At 34.2% G+C, this 19,552-nt stretch carries 24 protein-coding genes, 2 tRNA genes and 1 other RNA gene; 15 read left to right on the top strand and 12 right to left on the bottom strand.

The window, feature by feature from the left end; genetic code table 11:
- Positions 1-19: 19 nt before the first annotated feature.
- From LPC15_RS04675 to purD, 4 genes are all read right to left on the bottom strand, one after another.
- Complete coding sequence (locus tag LPC15_RS04675; RefSeq protein ID WP_229234219.1) at positions 20-295, bottom strand: hypothetical protein; 276 nt, start codon at positions 293-295, stop codon at positions 20-22.
- A 96-nt stretch (positions 296-391) separates the two neighbouring features.
- Positions 392-473 (bottom strand) — tRNA-Leu (locus LPC15_RS04670).
- 63 nt (positions 474-536) lie between these two features.
- On the bottom strand, positions 537-1,421 hold the full coding sequence (gene argF, locus LPC15_RS04665) for an ornithine carbamoyltransferase (RefSeq protein ID WP_229234218.1): 885 nt from the start codon (positions 1,419-1,421) through the stop codon (positions 537-539).
- On the bottom strand, positions 1,418-2,734 hold the full coding sequence (gene purD, locus LPC15_RS04660) for a phosphoribosylamine--glycine ligase (protein ID WP_229234217.1): 1,317 nt from the start codon (positions 2,732-2,734) through the stop codon (positions 1,418-1,420). Before purD ends, argF begins: the two co-directional genes overlap by 4 nt.
- Before the next feature lie 68 nt (positions 2,735-2,802).
- On the opposite strand from purD, the gene LPC15_RS04655 reads away from it, so the two are divergent.
- The gene (locus tag LPC15_RS04655; RefSeq protein ID WP_229234216.1) at positions 2,803-4,005 is read left to right on the top strand and encodes a cofactor-independent phosphoglycerate mutase; all 1,203 of its coding nucleotides are present in this window, start codon (positions 2,803-2,805) and stop codon (positions 4,003-4,005) included.
- Between the two features lie 9 nt (positions 4,006-4,014).
- Here the strand turns inward: LPC15_RS04655 and LPC15_RS04650 are convergent, their stop codons facing one another.
- The 5 genes from LPC15_RS04650 to LPC15_RS07050 all read right to left on the bottom strand — a co-directional run bounded on the left by LPC15_RS04650 (position 4,015) and on the right by LPC15_RS07050 (position 6,721).
- On the bottom strand, positions 4,015-4,863 hold the full coding sequence (locus LPC15_RS04650) for an ATP-binding cassette domain-containing protein (protein WP_229234215.1): 849 nt from the start codon (positions 4,861-4,863) through the stop codon (positions 4,015-4,017).
- A complete protein-coding gene (gene cbiQ, locus LPC15_RS04645) occupies positions 4,860-5,666 on the bottom strand; it encodes a cobalt ECF transporter T component CbiQ (protein ID WP_229234214.1) in 807 nt (268 codons plus the stop codon). The genes LPC15_RS04650 and cbiQ overlap by 4 nt, the downstream gene beginning before the upstream one ends.
- Before the next feature lie 117 nt (positions 5,667-5,783).
- Positions 5,784-6,062 carry a hypothetical protein gene (locus LPC15_RS04640; protein WP_229234213.1) on the bottom strand — a complete coding sequence of 93 codons (279 nt, stop codon included), beginning with the start codon at positions 6,060-6,062 and terminating at the stop codon, positions 5,784-5,786.
- A 1-nt stretch (position 6,063) separates the two neighbouring features.
- Positions 6,064-6,594: an energy-coupling factor ABC transporter permease gene (locus LPC15_RS04635; RefSeq protein WP_420709467.1), complete on the bottom strand. Its 531-nt coding sequence runs from the start codon at positions 6,592-6,594 to the stop codon at positions 6,064-6,066.
- A gap of 16 nt (positions 6,595-6,610) precedes the next feature.
- Entirely contained in the window at positions 6,611-6,721 is a 111-nt protein-coding gene (locus tag LPC15_RS07050) for an energy-coupling factor ABC transporter permease (RefSeq protein ID WP_420709466.1), read from the bottom strand.
- 88 nt (positions 6,722-6,809) lie between these two features.
- Between LPC15_RS07050 and LPC15_RS04630 the strand changes: the two genes are divergently transcribed.
- The 12 genes from LPC15_RS04630 to LPC15_RS04575 all read left to right on the top strand — a co-directional run bounded on the left by LPC15_RS04630 (position 6,810) and on the right by LPC15_RS04575 (position 16,877).
- Entirely contained in the window at positions 6,810-7,301 is a 492-nt protein-coding gene (locus LPC15_RS04630; protein WP_229234212.1) for a ferritin-like domain-containing protein, read from the top strand.
- 151 nt (positions 7,302-7,452) lie between these two features.
- Positions 7,453-7,797, top strand: coding sequence for a desulfoferrodoxin family protein (locus LPC15_RS04625; RefSeq protein WP_229234211.1), 345 nt, complete (start codon positions 7,453-7,455; stop codon positions 7,795-7,797).
- 73 nt (positions 7,798-7,870) lie between these two features.
- Positions 7,871-8,152 (top strand): ferritin family protein, encoded by a 282-nt coding sequence (locus LPC15_RS04620; protein ID WP_229234210.1) that lies wholly within the window; start codon positions 7,871-7,873, stop codon positions 8,150-8,152.
- 14 nt (positions 8,153-8,166) lie between these two features.
- On the top strand, positions 8,167-8,697 hold the full coding sequence (locus LPC15_RS04615) for a ferritin (protein ID WP_229234209.1): 531 nt from the start codon (positions 8,167-8,169) through the stop codon (positions 8,695-8,697).
- Positions 8,698-8,754: 57 nt separating this feature from the next.
- Complete coding sequence (locus LPC15_RS04610) at positions 8,755-9,456, top strand: flavin reductase (protein ID WP_229234208.1); 702 nt, start codon at positions 8,755-8,757, stop codon at positions 9,454-9,456.
- 5 nt (positions 9,457-9,461) lie between these two features.
- Positions 9,462-10,655 carry an FprA family A-type flavoprotein gene (locus LPC15_RS04605; RefSeq protein WP_229234207.1) on the top strand — a complete coding sequence of 398 codons (1,194 nt, stop codon included), beginning with the start codon at positions 9,462-9,464 and terminating at the stop codon, positions 10,653-10,655.
- Positions 10,656-10,695: 40 nt separating this feature from the next.
- On the top strand, positions 10,696-11,166 hold the full coding sequence (locus tag LPC15_RS04600; protein ID WP_229234206.1) for a ferritin-like domain-containing protein: 471 nt from the start codon (positions 10,696-10,698) through the stop codon (positions 11,164-11,166).
- A 200-nt stretch (positions 11,167-11,366) separates the two neighbouring features.
- Positions 11,367-12,524 carry a pyridoxal phosphate-dependent aminotransferase gene (locus LPC15_RS04595; protein WP_229234205.1) on the top strand — a complete coding sequence of 386 codons (1,158 nt, stop codon included), beginning with the start codon at positions 11,367-11,369 and terminating at the stop codon, positions 12,522-12,524.
- Positions 12,525-12,616: 92 nt separating this feature from the next.
- Complete coding sequence (locus LPC15_RS04590; RefSeq protein WP_229234204.1) at positions 12,617-13,066, top strand: hypothetical protein; 450 nt, start codon at positions 12,617-12,619, stop codon at positions 13,064-13,066.
- Positions 13,067-13,194: 128 nt separating this feature from the next.
- On the top strand, positions 13,195-14,472 hold the full coding sequence (locus LPC15_RS04585; RefSeq protein WP_229234203.1) for an adenylosuccinate synthase: 1,278 nt from the start codon (positions 13,195-13,197) through the stop codon (positions 14,470-14,472).
- A 144-nt stretch (positions 14,473-14,616) separates the two neighbouring features.
- A complete protein-coding gene (locus tag LPC15_RS04580; protein WP_229234202.1) occupies positions 14,617-15,171 on the top strand; it encodes an archaemetzincin family Zn-dependent metalloprotease in 555 nt (184 codons plus the stop codon).
- 95 nt (positions 15,172-15,266) lie between these two features.
- The gene (locus tag LPC15_RS04575; protein WP_229234201.1) at positions 15,267-16,877 is read left to right on the top strand and encodes an NAD(P)H-hydrate dehydratase; all 1,611 of its coding nucleotides are present in this window, start codon (positions 15,267-15,269) and stop codon (positions 16,875-16,877) included.
- Positions 16,878-16,884: 7 nt separating this feature from the next.
- Here LPC15_RS04575 and rnpB read toward each other — a convergent pair.
- Positions 16,885-17,200, bottom strand: an RNA gene (gene rnpB / locus LPC15_RS04570) — RNase P RNA component.
- A gap of 165 nt (positions 17,201-17,365) precedes the next feature.
- Between rnpB and LPC15_RS04565 the strand changes: the two genes are divergently transcribed.
- Positions 17,366-18,460: a KamA family radical SAM protein gene (locus tag LPC15_RS04565; RefSeq protein WP_229234200.1), complete on the top strand. Its 1,095-nt coding sequence runs from the start codon at positions 17,366-17,368 to the stop codon at positions 18,458-18,460.
- Between the two features lie 6 nt (positions 18,461-18,466).
- Positions 18,467-18,539 (top strand) — tRNA-Arg (locus LPC15_RS04560).
- On the opposite strand, the gene LPC15_RS04555 is transcribed toward LPC15_RS04560, so the two are convergent.
- Entirely contained in the window at positions 18,540-19,259 is a 720-nt protein-coding gene (locus LPC15_RS04555) for an SIMPL domain-containing protein (RefSeq protein WP_229234199.1), read from the bottom strand. It lies immediately after the preceding tRNA gene.
- A 123-nt stretch (positions 19,260-19,382) separates the two neighbouring features.
- Positions 19,383-19,484 carry a DUF2179 domain-containing protein gene (locus LPC15_RS07045; RefSeq protein ID WP_420709502.1) on the bottom strand — a complete coding sequence of 34 codons (102 nt, stop codon included), beginning with the start codon at positions 19,482-19,484 and terminating at the stop codon, positions 19,383-19,385.
- Positions 19,485-19,552: the final 68 nt, after the last annotated feature.

The raw sequence follows: 19,552 nt of genomic DNA, 5'->3' as shown, positions 1-19,552 counted from the left end.
AGTTATCAATTTTTGATCTTTATTTGGTAGATCTATCTTTATGCCTATCCGAACCTAAACTCTCTATTTTATCGATCAGACTCTGCTTGATAAACTCTTCTACCTTTAATAATAATTCTTTGCTTCCTCTAAATGCTAAAACGTTTCTTATTACATCATCTTGTTCTCCAATAGCATAAGTGATCTTCACTTCTCTCTCTACAACTTCTACGTCAAACTCCCTGAGAATATCCTCTATTATTGATTTAGATACACCAGGCGGGATTATGAGATCATACACTCCATCTTCATCCATTTTGAATAACCTTATTATTATAGTTGAGAACCAAATATATATAAAACCTTTTAACTATTTGTTATTTTTAAACGCATTAAAGGGTTTTATCATTAATGCGGAGGGTGGGATTTGAACCCACGGATCCCTACGGAACAGGGCCCTCAACCCTGCGCCTTTTCCACTCGGCAACCTCCGCTTTAAGGTTTATCAGTTTATTAATAATATAATTCGCTACTGAATCAATCACAATCTGATCATCTTATCTTATAACTTTTGCTAATAACGCTTTTTGTGTATGTAGTCTATTCTCTGCTTGGTCGAATATAACAGAATTTTTGCCGTCCATCACATCGGAAGTTATCTCTTTGCCTCTTATCGCAGGGAGACAATGCATAACTATCGCGTCCTTTTTAGCATGACTCAAAAGTTTCTGGTTGACCTGGAATTCTTTGAAATCGATTTCTCTCTTATCTTTCTCATCCTCATTCCCCATTGATACCCAGACATCAGTATAAATGATATCCGCGTCTTCAGCAGCCTTGTACGGATCATTGTAATACTTTATATGCCCATCTAATTTATCGAGTATATATCTACTCGGTCCATAATCTCTCGGGGACCCAATACTTATATTTATTCCAAAAAGGGATGATATCAGGATGAGAGAGTTGCATACATTATTGACATCCCCGATCCATACCAATTTTAATCCCTTAAGATCTCCTTTGAACTCTTTTATAGTAAACAAATCTGCCAATGACTGGCAAGGATGTTCTAAATTAGTCAAAGCGTTTATTACAGGAACAGATGAATATTTTGCCATCTCTTCTACCGTTTCATGCTCAAACGTCCTTACTATTATTCCATCTACGTATCTTGATAAGACCTTGGCGGTATCTTGAATGCTCTCACCTCTACCCAGCTGTAGATCGTTCTTATTCAGATAGATCGCATATCCACCGAGCTGTCTCATTGCAACCTCAAAAGAGACCCTTGTTCTTGTAGATTGCTTTTCAAATATCATTGCAACGTTTTTATCATTTAAAAATTTTCTTTTCTCGTTACCTCTTTTCATCTCCATAGCAAGATCGAGGATTTCTTCTATATCCTTTTTGGATAGGTCTAGAATAGAAAGAACGTTCAATTTATCCTCCTTAACCTATTTATATGTTCTATTCTTTTTTTAATAAGAATATCTGTTCCTATATCTCTTCTATAAAATATATCGCCTTTAACTTTTATAATCTCGTTCTCAACTATTTTTTCAGCCTTGCTTATTGTTTCTGCAATCCCTATAATTGCAAGAGATCTAGATTTTGTCGTATATATCTTATCATCAATCTTATTTACGCTTGAATAATATAAACGTGCGTTTTTATTAATCTTTCCCTCTATCGTGATTATGCTGTCGGTCTTCGGATTTGAAGGATATCCTTTAGGCACTATGTATTTACATACCGTTGCTTTTTCCTCAAAATCGATATCTAATTTATCTATTTTTTTATCAACGATTGCTTCAGCAATATCTAAAAAATCTATCTTCAGTATTGGAAGTATATTCATTGCTTCAGGATCACCAAATCGTGCATTATACTCTATCAGCTTCACTCCATCTCTGCATAACATAAATTGACCATATAAAATACCTTTAAATCTTTCTCCCGTCTTATCTCTTATGGCAGATATGGTATCTTTCAATATCTTTATCGCATCATTATAATCTTTTTTATTCATAAAAGGAAGATTCAGGCATCTATCGGAATAAGATCCCATACCACCAGTATTTGGTCCTATATCACCCTCGTAAGCTCTTTTATGATCCTGAACAGCAGGAGACCCTATCAAATTATAACCATCGGTGAATGTCTGTATTGTAAATTCCTCTCCTTCCAATTTTTCTTCTAATATTACGGACTTATGCTTTTCTATAACCTCTTTTATATATTCTATCGCATCATTCTTGTTCTTTATATGTTCTCCCATCACTTTAACACCTTTTCCCCCAGTAAGCCCTGCAGGTTTGATAACTACATCTTTATTATCTTCTAAAAACTCTTTTGCCTGATAAACATCATCAAAAATTTCAAATATAGGACAACCATCTATCCTATAATCTGCCATCAACCGTCTTGCCCATGATTTATCTGTCTCAATCTTTGCAACCTTTTTAATAGGTCCTACAGTCTTTATATTGTACTCTTCGAGAGAATCGACCAAACCCACATTTAAAGGAGCCTCAGGCCCTATTATAGCGATATCTATCTCTTTTTTGATCGCATAATCGACTATCTTTTCGATATCGGTCTCTTCAGTCATTAAAAAATCTTTACATCGGGATACTATCCCAGGATTATTATTTTTTATTGTGGCGAATAGATTATCAATCCTTCTGCTATTAATCAATGCCTCACTTATAGCATCCTCCCTACCACCAGATCCAATTAACAATACATTCATAATCTTGGATTTATTTAATATATTATAAAAAGATTAATCTATTGTGTTAAAGTAATTCTAATACAGATATGATAGATAAAAAATATTTAATATTAGTTCCCGATGGTATGGCAGATTATCCTATTAAGAGTATAGGTAATAAAACACCATTAATGGCTGCAAATACACCAAATATGGATTTATTATCAAAAAAAGGGTTATTAGGTCTTGCCAAAACTGTTCCAGATGGAATGGAACCAGGAAGTGATATTGCCAATTTTACAATAATGGGTTATGATCCGAAGTATTTTGCTGGAAGGGGCGGATTAGAAGCGGCCAGCATCGGTGTAACTCTTAATAATAACGATGTTGCATTTAGATGTAATTTTATAACGATAAAAGATGAGGTATTAGAAGATTACAGCGCAGATAAGATTACAGATAAAGAAGGTAAGATACTTATAGAGAAACTTAACCGGTCTATCGGTGCGAGATACAAGGTTGAATTTTATCAGGGTAAAAGTTATAGAAATTTGATGGTCGTAAGAGATTGTCCAGAACTTATTCAAGTGGAATGTACGCCACCCCATAACATAATTGGGAGGAAGATCGATGATTATCTTATAAAATCTTCACAATCTGTCAGGTTGAATAAGATTATGCTCGAATCTGGATCTATTCTTGAGAAAAGTAACGTCAATATCGAGAGAATAAGGAACAAAAAACGACCTGCTAATATGATCTGGTTGTGGGGTCAAGGTAAAAAACCGGATATCTCTACTTATAAAGAACTCTACAAAATAGACGGATCTGTCATAACGGCTGTTGATCTAATAAAAGGTCTCGGTATCTATGCAGGGCTGGAGATCATAGATGTTCCAGGTGCTACAGGTTATATAGATTCAAATCTATTAAACAAAGCAAAATATGCTTTAAAATCGCTTAAAAATAAAGATTTTGTATTTGTTCATGTAGAAGCAACGGATGAGATGGGACATGAAGGAGACCTTGAAGGAAAGATAAAAGCGATAGAACGGTTTGATAAAGAGATTTTGGGAGAAATTCTCGATGGATTAGGAGAGTTTAAAGAATTTTCAATACTTTTGTTACCAGATCATCCTACTCCAGTAGAGTATAGAGTCCATACATCAGATCCAGTCCCGTTTATAATTTATGATAGTAAATCAACCGTTTCAGATGGCATAAAAGAATTTAATGAAGAATCAGCAAAAAAAGGTTCTTTTGGACTTGTAATGGCAAACAAACTTATAAAATTACTTTTAAATAGATAATTATCCTTTTTATCTGTATTTAATATGATTTAATATCTCTCTTCTCGCCTCGCCTATGGTTAAAGGATAAGGATTTTTTATAGGCACTCCGTCTTTTTTGTTTAATATCTCCATAAGATGGGTGACTCTTGGCAGTCTTAACGATGCATCTCTTATAACATCTGGTTTTGAAAATATCTCAGCAGGCGATCCTTCGGCAATAAATTTTCCTTTTTTCATAACATAGACCTTATCTGAGAAGAGTGGAACGTTATCGATATCGTGTGTTGCAATGATCAGCGTAATCTCTCTCTCTTTGTTTAAATATAGTAGGAGACGAATCAAGCTACTAGAGCTACTTGGATCAAGATTAGAAGTAGGCTCATCCAACAAAATTATTTCTGGATTCATTGCCAACACTCCGGCAATAGATGCTAGCCTTTTCTGGCCACTGCTTAAATTATATGGGCTTTCATCTTTAAGATTGAATATACCTAATATCTCCAATGATTCTTTTACCCTTTTTTCTACCTCTCTATCATCCAATCCTAAATTTCTAGGGCCAAATGCCACATCCTCCCAAACTGTATGAGAGAATAGCTGGTCGTCTTGATTTTGGAATATGAGTCCTACAATAGGCCTTATCCTATCCAAATTATTTTTATTTAGTTTTTTATCTTTTATCCAAATTTCACCTCTTATTGGAAGAAGAAGTCCGTCTAAGAGATAAAGAAGAGTTGATTTTCCACTACCGTTAGGACCAATTAAAGCGATCTTTTCTCCTTTATCTGCCATGAAATTTATCCCGTCTAATGCAAGAGTATTGTTAGGATACGTATAAAACAGATCTATAACCTTTATCACTGGATCATGATTCATATCTTATCTGCGATAACAAATAAAGTTATAAAGAGTATCATCAAGATACATAACAAGAACTCTTTTAAAGATATCGATCTATTGTATTTTTTACTATTTTTATTATAAAAATTTAAATTGTATCCCCTCGATACCATAGCTGAATATATACGTTCGCCTTTATTCTCACTTTTTATAAACAATAATCCAGCAATACTACTTAGATTTTTAATTCTTTTTTTATATCCTATCCGTTTTAAAAACCCTCCCCTAGAGACTTGTGCATTGTACATCGTTTTAAATTCGTCAAACAGCAAAGAGATATATCTTATCATCAACAACCCAATATCTACGACCTCTTTTGGGACTCTAAACCATCTTAACGCCTCTATATTATCATTTATGCTTGTGGTCAGGATAAATAGCTGTAAAACAGATACGGAGATAATAACACGAGTAAACAAGAGGAGCCCAAAAGATATGCTTTCTCTATATATCTTTAACCCAAAGACAGAATATACCTCCTCTATACCACCATAGGTAAAAGCAACAACTATAAATAAAATAAGGGCTATAGAAAATGGTAATATAATAAAACGTCTTAAATACTCTCTTAATGAAATTTTCAATATCAATAAAGGTATTATTAAGATAATAGCTGCAAGAATTGGAAGGATAGCCAAATTGTCCATGAAGATAACGGCTATCAATAAAAAAAGTGTAACTATCAATTTTATACGTGCATCAATCTTCCATAAAAATCTTCCATCTGGTATTTCTACGTTAATCGGCGATACAATCCCTTTTTTCAATTTATCTTTCATTCTTCATCCACGATCTGACATGATAGCCTATTATTAAAAATATAAAGAATCCAACAGTGATACCGATGCCACATAAAGGATCTCCTGCAAGCCATTCAAGCATATTAGATACCTCTTTTATTCTTTATTATTAAATATATCTCTCCAAAAATATCCTACTACGAATCCTGCAATAATTCCAACAATCGTATATGTTATCTCTTCTCCAATAAAATCACTAACTGTGGGAATTATTGATATTTCCTCTTTACCAGTCTCTTCTATGATTATTTCTGACACAATATCATCTGATCCTTTTATCCCGTGCTCTGATCCGATATAAGAGAATAACATAATCATAAAGACTATAATTATCATTAAAACCAACGCAGTTCTTGTAAATTTGTCAAAAATCATTTCAATCACCTTTATGATAGAAATAAAACAAATCTGGTTTATTTATATATATATATTTCACAATCCCGGCAGTAAATATAAATTCAGCAATAGCCAAAGGTAACTGTGTAGGGATATAACCTGCCGAATATATTAACCAGTGTGAAAAGACAGATGTCGGATTTAGAGATAATGCCAGTTGTAACGCTGTTGTTAGATATACTAAGATACTGGCTATAAAAGCAGAGATACCTGCAGATGTCCAAACGGGTAACCTTAGCTTTTTAAACAATAAAAACAATAAATATGCACTAAACGATCCAACAATTCCCATGGAGACAGTATTTGCGCCCAACGTTGTCAATCCACCATGTCCTATAAATGCCTGGATTATCAATATAACAAAGGTAATTACTGTACTTGCAAATGGACCGATTATTATAGAAGCCATCGGTGTTCCGACAGGATGAGATGAAGATCCTGTTACTGGGACGGGGATATGCCAAACTGAGATTACAAAGACTGCAGCTCCCATAAGTGCTAAGATCGGCATATAAGATTTTTCAGTCTCATCGTTCCTTTTTTTTTATACTACTTATTCCGATCACAAGAAATATTATCGCTATTATAAACCATATTAAACACCATAATGGTGTTAATATTCCATCTGATATATGCATATTACTAATTTTTTTTTCAATTATTTAAATATTCTTGTTTTAAATTAAATGAAAAATATATATAGAAAGAGATGTATTTTAAATTAGGATGAGTAAAATGAATGGGCTTATAAAAATAAGAGAAGTTATACAGGCTGCAATATTTATAGAAGAGAATGGATTCGAGTTTTATAAATCTATTGAAAAGATTATAGATAATAAAAATGTAAAAGATGTCTTTTCCTTTCTAGCAGGAGAAGAAAATCGGCATATACTTGCTTTTAAGAATATATATGAAGAGATGGAAGATCAAGAAGATACAACAATTGATGACGAGGATAGCAGCAATTATATAAAAGCGTTGGCGGACAAAAACGTATTTATTAAAAAAAATACAACATCAGAATTGGTAAAAAACATTAAGACACCTTTTGATGCGATTAATTTGGCTTTAAATTTTGAAAGAGATTCTATCTTATTTTTCAATGAGATAAAAAGCTTTGTTTCACATGATAACCAAAATTTAATCGATAAATTGATTAAAGAAGAACATGATCATATAGTCAAGTTACATAAATTAGAAGATCAGCTAAAAGATTAAAAAGATCGATTTTTAATCGACTTTATAAATAAAAATATTTATAAGTTATAAGAATAATGAATATAATTTATAGAGGTATTAATATGAAATTTATAAATAAAAATATTTATAAGTTATAAAAATAATGAATATAATTTATGGAGGTATTAATATGAAATATGGAGAAGTGTTAAAAGGGAGAGATGTAGAAGGAAAAGAGAAACATGTGCCTATAATAGAAGTAGAAAATGCCGATAACGGGAAGAATATAGTAAAGGTGACAGTAGGGAAGGAGGTACCCCATCCTAACACGGTCGAACATCATATTTGCTGGATACAGTTGTATGGTGTGAAGAAAGATAACAACCAGGTTGTTGAATTAGGTAGAACAGATTTTGGACCGACATTTACAGATCCAATCACGACTTTTAAGATATCTTTAGATGGGATCAAGACATTAATCGCATTGGAATACTGTAATATTCACGGAGTTTGGGAAGATTCTCTAAATATCTGAGTATTTTTTTTATTAATCGTTTGTATCGTTTTTGTATTATGCCTGATTTAAAATGGCTTAAAAGGTTGATATAATGTTTAGTGAGATTCCAATAAATTTAGAAAAGCTTGATAGAGATCAAAAAAATAAAGAGATAATACGCATGGGAATTATTGCAGAACTCGATGCGATCAATCTTTACGAGCAACTTGCTGCGATGGCTGATGACTCGGATATCAAAAAAATTTTTTTAGACGTTGGAAATGAAGAAAAGACCCATTTTGGTGAATTTTTGTCTCTTCTTATGAAAAAAGATGAAGATCAGGTAAGAGAGTTGGAAAAAGGTAAAAAAGAGGTGGAAGAGTTAATTCAATAATCAAAGAGGTAAAAATGCTTAATGAAAAAATAACTAATGCCTTGAATGGGCAATTGAGTAAAGAACTTTATTCTGCATATCTGTATCTATCCATGTCTGCATATAGTACATATATAGGATTAAAAGGATTCGCAAACTGGTTTATGGTTCAGTATCAGGAAGAAATGGTTCATACAATGAAAATATACACCTATATAAATGATCAAGGAGCGAGAGTTAAACTTAGGAGCATCGAAGAGCCGCCATCAGATTTTGAGTCTCCGTTGGATATGTTTGAAAAGACGTTGGAGCATGAAAGATTTATAACAAAATCTATAAACGAGCTGGCAGATCTTGCACTAGGTGAAAAAGATCATGCCACGTATATGTTCCTGCAATGGTTCATCAACGAACAGATAGAAGAAGAATCAAACGATACAGATATCATCAACAAATTAAAACATATCGGTAACGATGGCAATGGATTGCTGATGCTTGATAAAGAGCTTGCATTGAGAGTTTTTGTTCCGCCGGCACAGACAAGCACGGGGGTAACCGGTCAGTAGTTATGAAAAATTATATGTTTGATAACAATTTTATAATATCTTATAAAGGGGTTATAAATGGATAATAAGGCATTATATAAAATAAGTTACGGATTATATGTTGTTACATCAAAAAAAGGCAAAAGGTTAAACGGGCAGATTGCAAATACGTTAATTCAGGTAACATCGGATCCTATTCAGGTAGCTGTGGCTATAAACAAAAATAACTTGACGCATGAATTTATTAAGGATAGCAAGATTTATGCTACATCTATTCTTTCAAAAACTACACCTATGGAATTTATAGGAAAATTTGGTTTTAAATCTGGAAAAGATGTCGAAAATAAATTTGAAAATGTCAAATACAAGATAGGTAGGACAGGTGCGCCTATCGTGTTGGATAACTCGATAGCATATCTGGATATAGAGATGGTTAATAGTATAGATGTTGGTACTCATACTATCTTTATCGGTAAAGTAGTGGATGCTGAAGTGATAGATGATAACGAAGAACCTATGACTTATGCATATTACCATGAGGTAAAGAAAGGTAAATCGCCTAAGAATGCACCAACCTATATAGAAGAAAAGAAGAAAGAGAGTAAGGAGAGTGAAAAAATGGATAAATATAGATGCAGTGTATGCGGATATCAATATAATCCTGTAAAAGGAGATCCCTACTCCGGAATAGAGCCAGGAACACCTTTTGAAGAGTTGCCAGACGATTGGGTATGCCCTGTTTGTGGAGCGAGTAAAGATCAATTCGTAAAGGAGAAATAAGTAAAATGGCATTGGCGCGGGAGATTATTAAAGATGTATACTCGGTTGGAGCGATCGATTGGAACAGAAGATTATTCGATGCTCTTATCCTTTTACCAGATGGTACGAGCTACAACTCGTACCTGGTCAAAGGTAGCGAAAAGGTTGCATTGATTGATACCGTCGATTCGACGATGAGCGAGGTTTTAATAGAGAATATCAAAGAAGTGAATATAGATCAGATAGATTATATCATTGTAAACCATGCAGAACAGGATCATTCCGGTACCCTGCCACGTATTTTAGAGTTGTTTCCAGACGCAAAAGTTCTTACAAATCCAAAATGTAAAGATCTGTTGATCAATCTACTTTTTATTCCTGATGATAAGATCGAGGTGGTCGAAGACGGTGAAGAGGTCTCTCTCGGTAACAAGACACTCAAATTTATCTATGCACCATGGGTTCACTGGCCCGATACGATGTTCACCTATATTGTAGAGGATAAAATTCTGTTCACGTGTGATTTTCTTGGATCCCATCTCGCAACGAGCGATCTTTTTATCGAAGACAATATTAGAATATACGAGCCGGCGAAAAGATACTATGCAGAGATTATGATGCCGTTTAGGGTTCCACATGTTCAAAGAAACCTTAAAAAGATAAGAGATTTGGATGTAAATATTATAGCAGCAAGCCATGGACCTATATATAACGATCCATCTTTTATATTGGATTTATACGATGATTGGGCATCGAATAATGTAGAAAACGAGGTTATTATTCCATATATATCGATGCATGGAAGTACAGAAGAGATGGTAAGATATCTAACGGATGAATTAATCAAAAGAGGCATATTTGTAAAGGTATTCGATTTAACCAAGACAGATTTGGGAGATTTGGCAATGGCAGCTGTAGATGCTGCTACTATAGTTGTTGGAGCTCCTATGATGTTAGCAAATCCGCATCCTAACGTAATAGGACCTATTGTTCTTTTAAATGCATTAAGACCCAAAACAAGGTTTGTATCGTTGATCGGGTCATACGGATGGGGTGGCCGGTTGGTTGAGTCGGTTAAAGAGTTGCTTTCTAACATGAACGTCGAGTTTATAGAGCCTGTTGTAGCGAAAGGGTATCCAAAAGAGGAAGATTTCAGAAGGCTGGATAAACTGGCAGATGATATCCTCAAAAAACACAAAGAGGCTTTAAAGAGGCATTAAAGAGAATTTTTAATTTAATATATTGTGCCGAGGGAGTTTTATGAATTATGATATTAGTGAGGTTTATCAGTTTGCAATAGGGATAGAGAATAATGGAGAGATGTTTTATAAGAGATTGGCGAAAGAGATAGAGAATGAAGATATTAGAAACTTTTTCAACAATCTGGCCAACGATGAGATGAGCCATAAAAAGACTTTTGAATCGATGCTTTCTAAGATTAAAGAATATAAATCATCAAATATATACCCTGATGAATACTTTGCATACCTTCGTGCATATGTAAAAGATAGAGTATTTCCTAGTGAAATTAGTAAAGAAACGTTAAAAGAGGTTAAAAATCTTATATTTGCCGTTAATTATTCAATAGATTTGGAATTAGGATCCATTTTTTATTATACAGAAATAAAAAGCCTCTTACCTACTGATCAAAAAGGTTTTGTAGACGATATAATATCGGAGGAGAGAAAACATTTTTCAAAGTTGTTCAATCTCTTAAAAACCCTTGAATGATATTAAGATCTGGCTCGAATGTGATTTTTCTTTTATACCTACCAAAAATTACGGGTTTATATGATGGTATATTTGCTCATTTTTTATCCTTTTGTCTTACTTGCAGTCCAAAACAATACAGATAATGATTATAAAAATAGAGGATACTTTTAAAACTATCTTTATTAATAGGTAGTATGTTAATCCATAAAATGATCTAAATGAGAAAGAATATCTTATCTAATAGAGTCAATTTTATCAAAGATTCGGCAACTTTGCGGCTTAACGATATAGGAGAACAACTTAGAAGTAAAGGCGCAGATATAATTAATTTGAGTGTTGGAGAACCCGATTTCGATACTCCTAAATTCATAAAGGATGCTGCAAAAAAGGCATTAGATAACGGGGATACTCATTATACTCCAAGTTTGGGCAAACCACGTTTAAGAAAGGTTGTTGCAGAAAAATTAAAGAAAGATAATAATATAGATACCTCTTATGAGAATATAATAATCTCTGCTGGTGCCAAACATCTTATCTATATGGCAATAAACTCCATAATAGATGAGGGTGAGGAGGTTGTACTCTTATCTCCGGCATGGGTAAGCTACGAAGCATGTGTAAAGATAGCTGGTGGTCGTATTAACTGGATAAAGACAAATATTGAAGATCAATTTCAACCAACAGATATACAAGATAATATTAATAAAAAAACGAAATTGATTGTTCTAAATTCTCCTAATAATCCTTCTGGTGCAGTTTATTCAGAAAATACTCTCAAAATGATTGCAGATTTATCTATAGATTATGATTTCTTCGTTTTATCAGATGAGATTTATGAGAAGATAATCTACGATTCAAAACATATAAGCATAGCATCTTTCGATCAAATGGCAGACAGGACGATTACGGTAAACGGATTATCAAAATCTTATGCTATGACTGGGTGGAGGATTGGATACGCTTCTGCACCAAAGATTATATTAGACGGGATGTTGAAAATACAGCAACATTCGATCAGTTGTGCACCATCTTTTGTCCAAGAAGCCGCTATAAGTGCGATGAGTGGTCCTCAAGACTGTGTGAACGAGATGGTTTCAGAATTTAAGAAAAGAAGAGATTTTCTTGTCGATGGATTGAACTCCATCGGTTTAAGATGTCTATTACCTAAAGGAGCATTTTATCTTTTTGTTGATATATCTGATTTTGCAGAAGATGCAAACGAGTTTTCTGAGAAGATGCTCAAGGAAGGGTATCTGGTAATGACACCCGGTGATGCCTTTGGACCTGGGTTTGAGAATTATATAAGAATATCTTATGCAGTACCTATCGATAAATTAAAAGAGGCTGTTAAACGAATAGGAAATATTATAGCTTGATAGTTAAATTTAAAAACATTTATATGAGTCTCGATCTTATAAAAATCATACGATATTTTTCACCAAAGTTATCAAAACAAAAAGGAATGATTATGAGAAGAACAAGATTTTTTATAGTATTATCTCTGTTGATCTTTATTCTATCGTTTCATACAACGGCTGCAGCAGTAACAATTCAAATATATGGTGAGCTTTCTGCAGAAAGCGCTGATTTTTATAAGCTTGGTCAGCTGAACAACGGTACTGCAATCATGGTTATACTGCATAGAGCGGTCGATGTCCAGGAAGGAGGAACGACAATGCCAGTAGATCTGAATATTGTTCTTATTGATGCAAAAAACAACAATGTAGTCGAGTCTTACACTATATCAAGTGGCGAGACTGCACATTTTACTATATCCGAAAGTAGTTACGATACCTTCTATGTTTTAAAAGTATCACAGGAAAGCTCTTTTATGGGAATACCTCTTCCTTCGCTTCCATTTATCTCTACACCGGTCCAATCAGTGAGTTACGAAGGAGAGATATTGATAATCGAGTAAATCGGTTGCAGTATGAAAAAATGGTTTCATCAAAATATTATCCTTAAACAAGCCTTATTTAATCGGAAAAATATATCATCAAAAGGTATATATTGAGTCATCATCATAAAAGAAGGGGTAATTTTAGAATGTTTACTGTATTAACAGGTGCCCAGTTTGGTGATGAGGGCAAAGGGAAAATTGTTGATTATCTTTCAGAGAGTGCCGATATCATAGTCCGGTTTCAAGGAGGAGATAACGCAGGACATACCGTTGTGATCGGTGGCAAAACCTTCAAACTTCATCTTATTCCTTCAGGAGTTTTTTATGGAAAAAGGCTTTTGATAGGACCTGGAGTAGTTATGAACCCAGCCTCGCTTAAAGATGAGATAAATATCCTGAAAAAGAGTGGAATAAACATTTCACCAAGAATTTTAGGAATTGATCCAAAAACAAGTATAGTAATGCCGTATCATATTGAAATGGACGAACTCTGCGAGAAGAACAGTATTGGTGGTATAGGAACTACAAAAAGAGGAATAGGATTCGCTTATGCTGATAAGATATTAAGAAACGAGATTAAATTGATAGATATAACCGATAAGGATAGATTTTTTAGTATTTATGAAAAGATTGCACCGATTAAAGAAGGTATGGTTAAGGTATTAGGAGGAGATCCTACCATTGTTACCGATAAAAATAAGATATCCGAATATTTGAATCTTGGAAAATTTTTAAAGGATTTTATAGTGGATGTCTCGTACGAACTGAATATGGGATTGAGAACTGGTAAAAAGATTCTTGCAGAAGGTGCACAAGGAACATTCCTTGATGTGATACATGGAACACAACGATGGGTTACTTCTTCTAATACTATCGCAGGGGCAGTCTCATCGTATCTCGGTATAGGACCAAAAAAGATTGACAAGATATATGGGGTCGTAAAGGCATATCTGACAAGAGTTGGAGAGGGACCTTTTCCTACCGAAGTGCATGATGAGACAGGAGAGTTATTTAGACGAAAAGGAAGAGAGTATGGAACAACCACTAATAGGCCTAGACGATGTGGTTGGTTTGATGGCTTATTATTTAAGAAAGCGATCGATTTAAACGGTTATACGGATATAGTATTGACAAAGATTGATGTATTATCTTGTATCGATCCTTTAAAGATATGTATCGGTTACGAATTAAATAATAAAGTGCTTGATTATCCGCCAGAAGACTCTTACGAATTGATGAGATGCAAACCCATATACGAAGAGATGGACGGTTGGGATGAGGAGATATGCTCATGTACCAATTTTAATGACTTTCCCAAACAGGCTAAAGAATATATCAAAAAGATAGAAGAGATCGGTAATATAAAAATTAATATGATATCTATCGGTGAAAAAAGAGACCAAATTATCTTTAAAGAGAAATAACGAGCGGAATAGATCTGTTACTAAAAACCTCTTTATAAGATTGGATTTGATATATTTTTATCTTCTCATAAATTATATCATCCGTTCTTTTTTGAAGATTTGAGTGGATTAAAAGGAGGAAATTTTATAATTAAGTTAAGAAAAATGGAAAAAGTATTAATTATTCCGATAGGTAAAATTGATGGGGAGATATTAGATTATCTTCAAAAAGAGATGGAAAATAGGTTTAATTTTAAGGTTGAGATAGATCAAGCTTTGGAAAAACCAAATTATGCTTTTAATCCTCAGCGAAACCAATATTCAGCTATAACAATTTTAAAGAGAATAGAACAAGCAAAATCAGGTCAAATAAAGTTAGGAATAGCAGATATAGACCTGTATATTCCTGACTTTAATTTTGTATTTGGAGTAGCCTCACCTTTAGCCAAGATTGCAGTGATTTCTATAACCCGATTAAGAGAAAATTTAGTAGATGATATCTATTTGTCTCTGCCATTTTCTAAATCTTTGGTATTCAAAGAAAGAACTATTAAAGAGGCTATTCATGAATTAGGACATATTTTCGGTCTCAATCATTGTAAAGACCCGAAATGTGTGATGCATTTTTCCAATAATCTATCTGAAACAGACAGAAAAAGTTCTAATTTTTGTTTGAATTGTCAAAAGAAATTAAAAGTTCCTTTGACAAAGAATAAGTAAAAAAAAGAGTGTGTAGAAATGTTAGATAAAAATTTAATTTTTGATGAAAAGAGTTTCAATGAGTTCCAGACATATTGAAAAGAAGGGAGGAAAAAATGAAGGTTTGTAAAGTGGAAGAGATGAGAGACTTAGATCGAAGAGCGACTATTGATTATGGAATTAGCCAAGAGATTTTGATGGAAAATGCAGGGATTGCTTCTTACGATGTGATTCAGAAAGAGTTGGGAGTAAAGAATAAGAAATTTTTAGTTTTTTGTGGAGGCGGAAACAATGGTGGAGATGGATTTGTAGTAGCCAGAAAGATCCGTTCTTCAGGAGGAGAAATAAAAGTTTATCTCTTGACTGATAGAGAAAAATACCGAGATCCTGCCAAAAAAAACCTGGAAATTATTTCTAAATTCTCAATAGAGATAGATAAAGCTAAGATTAATTCAATCAAGGATGACATATCTAATACGGATGCAATTATCGATGCCATATTTGGAATAGGATTAGATCGGGATGTTGAGGGAATATATAGAGAGGTAATCCAGTTGATCAATGAGAGTAAAAAGCCAGTATTTTGCATTGATATCCCTTCTGGAATAAATGGAAACACTGGTCAAGAGATGGGAATATCAGTTCAGGCAAATTACACTATCACCTTTGGCATGCCAAAAATTGGAAACTTGCTTTATCCAGGATATGGAAAAGGAGGAAAGTTGTATCTTACTCACATTTCTTACCCATATCAACTTCAAAATTCGGGAGAGATTAAGGTAGAACTTCCAGAATTAATTCCCCTTCCGAAAAGAGAGGCAAATACCACTAAATTCAGTTACGGACCAGTTTTGACCATTGCTGGAGCAAAAAATTATTATTGGGCTCCTTACGCATCTGCTTATTCAGTTCTAAAGGCAGGGGGAGGATATTCATTCTTAGCTTGTCCTAAATCCTTAACTCCTTATATTGCGGTAGGTGGGAGGGAAATTGTTTTTCTTCCTCAAGAAAAAGAGACAAGTAGAAAAAGTCTAAGTTTAGAGGCTAAAGATAATCTTTTGGACGAAGTAGAAGGAAGAGTTCCAAAGATGGTTATAATAGGTCCTGGTCTATCCATAGATGAGGAGACTCAAAATTTGATAAGAGAATTAGCTAAAGAGATCGGAAAACCATTGTTGATCGATGGGGATGGAATTACAGCCATTGCTAAAGATCCAGAAATTGTCAAAGAGAGGAAAGCTCCGACCATTCTCACTCCTCATACCGGAGAGATGGCTAGGATTATAAAAGGATTAAGGAAGACTGAAATAAAAAGTGTTGATATAGAGCGAGATAGAGTAGGCTTTCTACAACAAGCTTGCCAGGAGCTAAAAGCTATCATTGTTTTGAAAGGGTCCCATACCTTGATCGGATATCCAGATCAAAGAGTTTTAATTAATATGAGTGGAGATACTGACGGGCAAGCTGGAATGGCTACTGCTGGAAGCGGAGATGTTTTGAATGGGACTATTGCTGCTATGTTTTGTCAAGGATTAGATATTGAGGAGGCAGTTCAAACTGGAGTTTTTATCCATGGATTATCCGGAGATTTAGCCGCTAAAGAAATTGGATCAAGAGGAGTGACTGCTAGTGATATCTTGAATTTTCTTCCCAAAGCAGTGAAATATTATGAAAGGAACTTCGATCAGATTTCTGAAGACTATTATGGAAAATGCTACTTAATTTGAAGGTTGAGAGTGAAGAGAGTAAGCCCCCTTCTGTTTTGGCGGCATTTATCTTATCGTCTTAAACTTTCACTCGCGAGGATTTGCCGTTTCAACACTTCTGAACGGATCCTCAATGGCTTTCCAATTAAAAATTTATTCTTGCTCTCCCTTTATAGCAAAATTAAAGCTTAAGTGCCATATCATAGTCATATTCCGCGCAGATGTATCGTTTCTGTGCCATAACCTACCCTCTCGGGTAATATGCTTTCGCATATTCGCGTTTTATATAGTGGAGGGACTTTCCTCAGTACCATGAAGGTACCGGTAGCCGCCCTTCTTCTCTCTCAACCTTATACGATAACGAAAATACTATTAATAAAGGTTTCGATAATTATAATAACGATCAGTTTAATAAATATTATAATATAAAGAGATCTTAATATCTTTTTTGATACAAACACAGTTTGCAATGAGTACAACCAATTAAAAAAATCAAGGAGGTGTTATCTATGTCTTTGGATTATATGCTCGACCAAACAGTCGATACGATCGATGAATTAGATCGTTATATAAAACTTTCTAAAGATGAGAAAGAATCGTTGGAAAAGGTGATAGATAAGCATCCTATGCGTATAAGTAGATATTATCTATCCCTTATAGACAAAAATGATCCAAAAGATCCCATTAGAAGAATGATTGTACCGTCTATAGAAGAGCTGGATACTTCCGGATACTATGACACGAGTGGCGAAGCAGAAAATACAAAGATGATCGGGCTTCAACATAAATATCCACAAACAGCGTTGATTTTATCCACGAACAGATGTGCTACCTATTGCAGATACTGTTTCAGAAAAAGATTGGTAGGTTTATCTAGCAGAGAGGTAATTCAAAATTTTAGAGACGCTGTAAATTATATCAAGGAGCATGAAGAGATAAGTAACGTGCTTATAAGTGGCGGAGATCCATTGACGCTATCTACAAAGATGATTAGAAAATTTTTAGAGATGCTCTCGGAGATAGATCATCTATGTTTTATCAGGTTCGGTACAAAGATACCAGTCAGCCTCCCAGAGAGAATATTGACCGATGAAGAGTTGTTATCTATCTTTAAAGAATTTTCTGTACCTAACAGACGAATTTATATTGTTACTCAATTCAATCATCCAAGAGAAATCACTGAAGAAGCCATATCCGCTATAGATCTATTACTAAAATCTAACGTATTGGTTAACAACCAAACTGTCCTGCTTAAAGGAGTGAATGATGATCCAGAAATTTTGGCTGAACTGATGAACCAGTTGGTAAGTATCGGTGTTAGCCCATATTACGTCTTTCAATGTAGACCTGTAAAAAGAGTAACACATTTTCAGGTACCGTTAATTAAAGGCTATCGTATCATAAAAGAGACAAAAAATATGCTTGATGGTTTTGGAAAACGATTCAGGTATATAATGTCCCATAAGACCGGAAAGATAGAGATCGTCGGTATGATAGATAACGAGATATATTTCAAATATCATCAGGCAAGAGATCCGAGAGATAGAGGTAAGGTTTTTAAGAAAAGGATTATTAAAGATGCAACATGGATCGATGATTTTTAATACCCTGCCCTGGTGGGGTAATGGATTATCCTTTTGGCCTGCGGAGCCAGAGATCCGGGTTCAATTCCCGGCCAGGGCATCATAAGATCTCATATAAGATACGGACCGATACACTAACACTCATCTCTCCCGCACTAATCGGCGTGGATTCAATACTTCCTCGAAAAGCAAGACTTTTAGCACGTATATCTGGAATATTCTCCTTTACAGTTATCCTTATTGGCGATCCAAGATCGACATCGGTCTTATCTGCCAGCATTCTTGCCTTGTTCTCTGCGTTTATCACGGCATTCTCTCTTGCTTCATCAAGGTATATGTTAAAGTCTTCAATGGTAAAATTTATTCCGTTTATCCGTATATTATTACCACCTGCAACAACTACGTCATCTATCACATTCCCAATCTTTTCTATCTCTCTTATCTTCACTTTTATATCATTTTTAACTTTATACCCTTTGAACTCGCTAACCTCTTTATCCGGATTCCATACCCATATAGGACTTATCGAGTAATTAATGGTCTGGATATCGCTCTCTGATATTTTATTCTTATTCAAAACTTTAAATACGGAGCTCATTACGTCAGCAGCCTCATTTTGTGCCACAGTTAATTGCATATCTTCTGTCTCGACTCCGATATATAATTCTGCGATATCTGGCACGGCAGTAGCATAGCCTATGCCTTCAACCTCGATAGTTCCTTTCTGCTTATCGTTAGAATATATGTATAGAACAGAGATGCATAATGCTATCAGAAGTATTATTATAAAAAAGATAGACCTATTTGATATTTTTTTCATAATGATTATTATAAAAGATCGATATATAAATTTTTGTATACAAAATATGCTACTTTGACTTTTTCAGTAATCTAAATAATTTAATTTGATATTTGTTACGTCGCCTCATTCCATTTAACGGATTTATTTTTCATGCACAAACTTAACGTCTTTAACAGTGTAAAATGCATTTGGATTAAACGTTTTTATGATATTTACAATACTTGGAAGATTCTTACGATCTATGACACTATATATTATCTTTACAGGTTTAAAGGCACCATAACCATCTACCGTTGTAAACCTACATCCTA

The organism is Candidatus Methanoliparum sp. LAM-1 (assembly GCF_020885915.1).
Classification (GTDB): Archaea; Halobacteriota; Methanoliparia; order Methanoliparales; family Methanoliparaceae; genus Methanoliparum; species Methanoliparum thermophilum.
The sequence above is the reverse complement of the archived record's forward strand: the minus strand, read 5'-3'. Positions and strand labels throughout refer to the sequence as shown.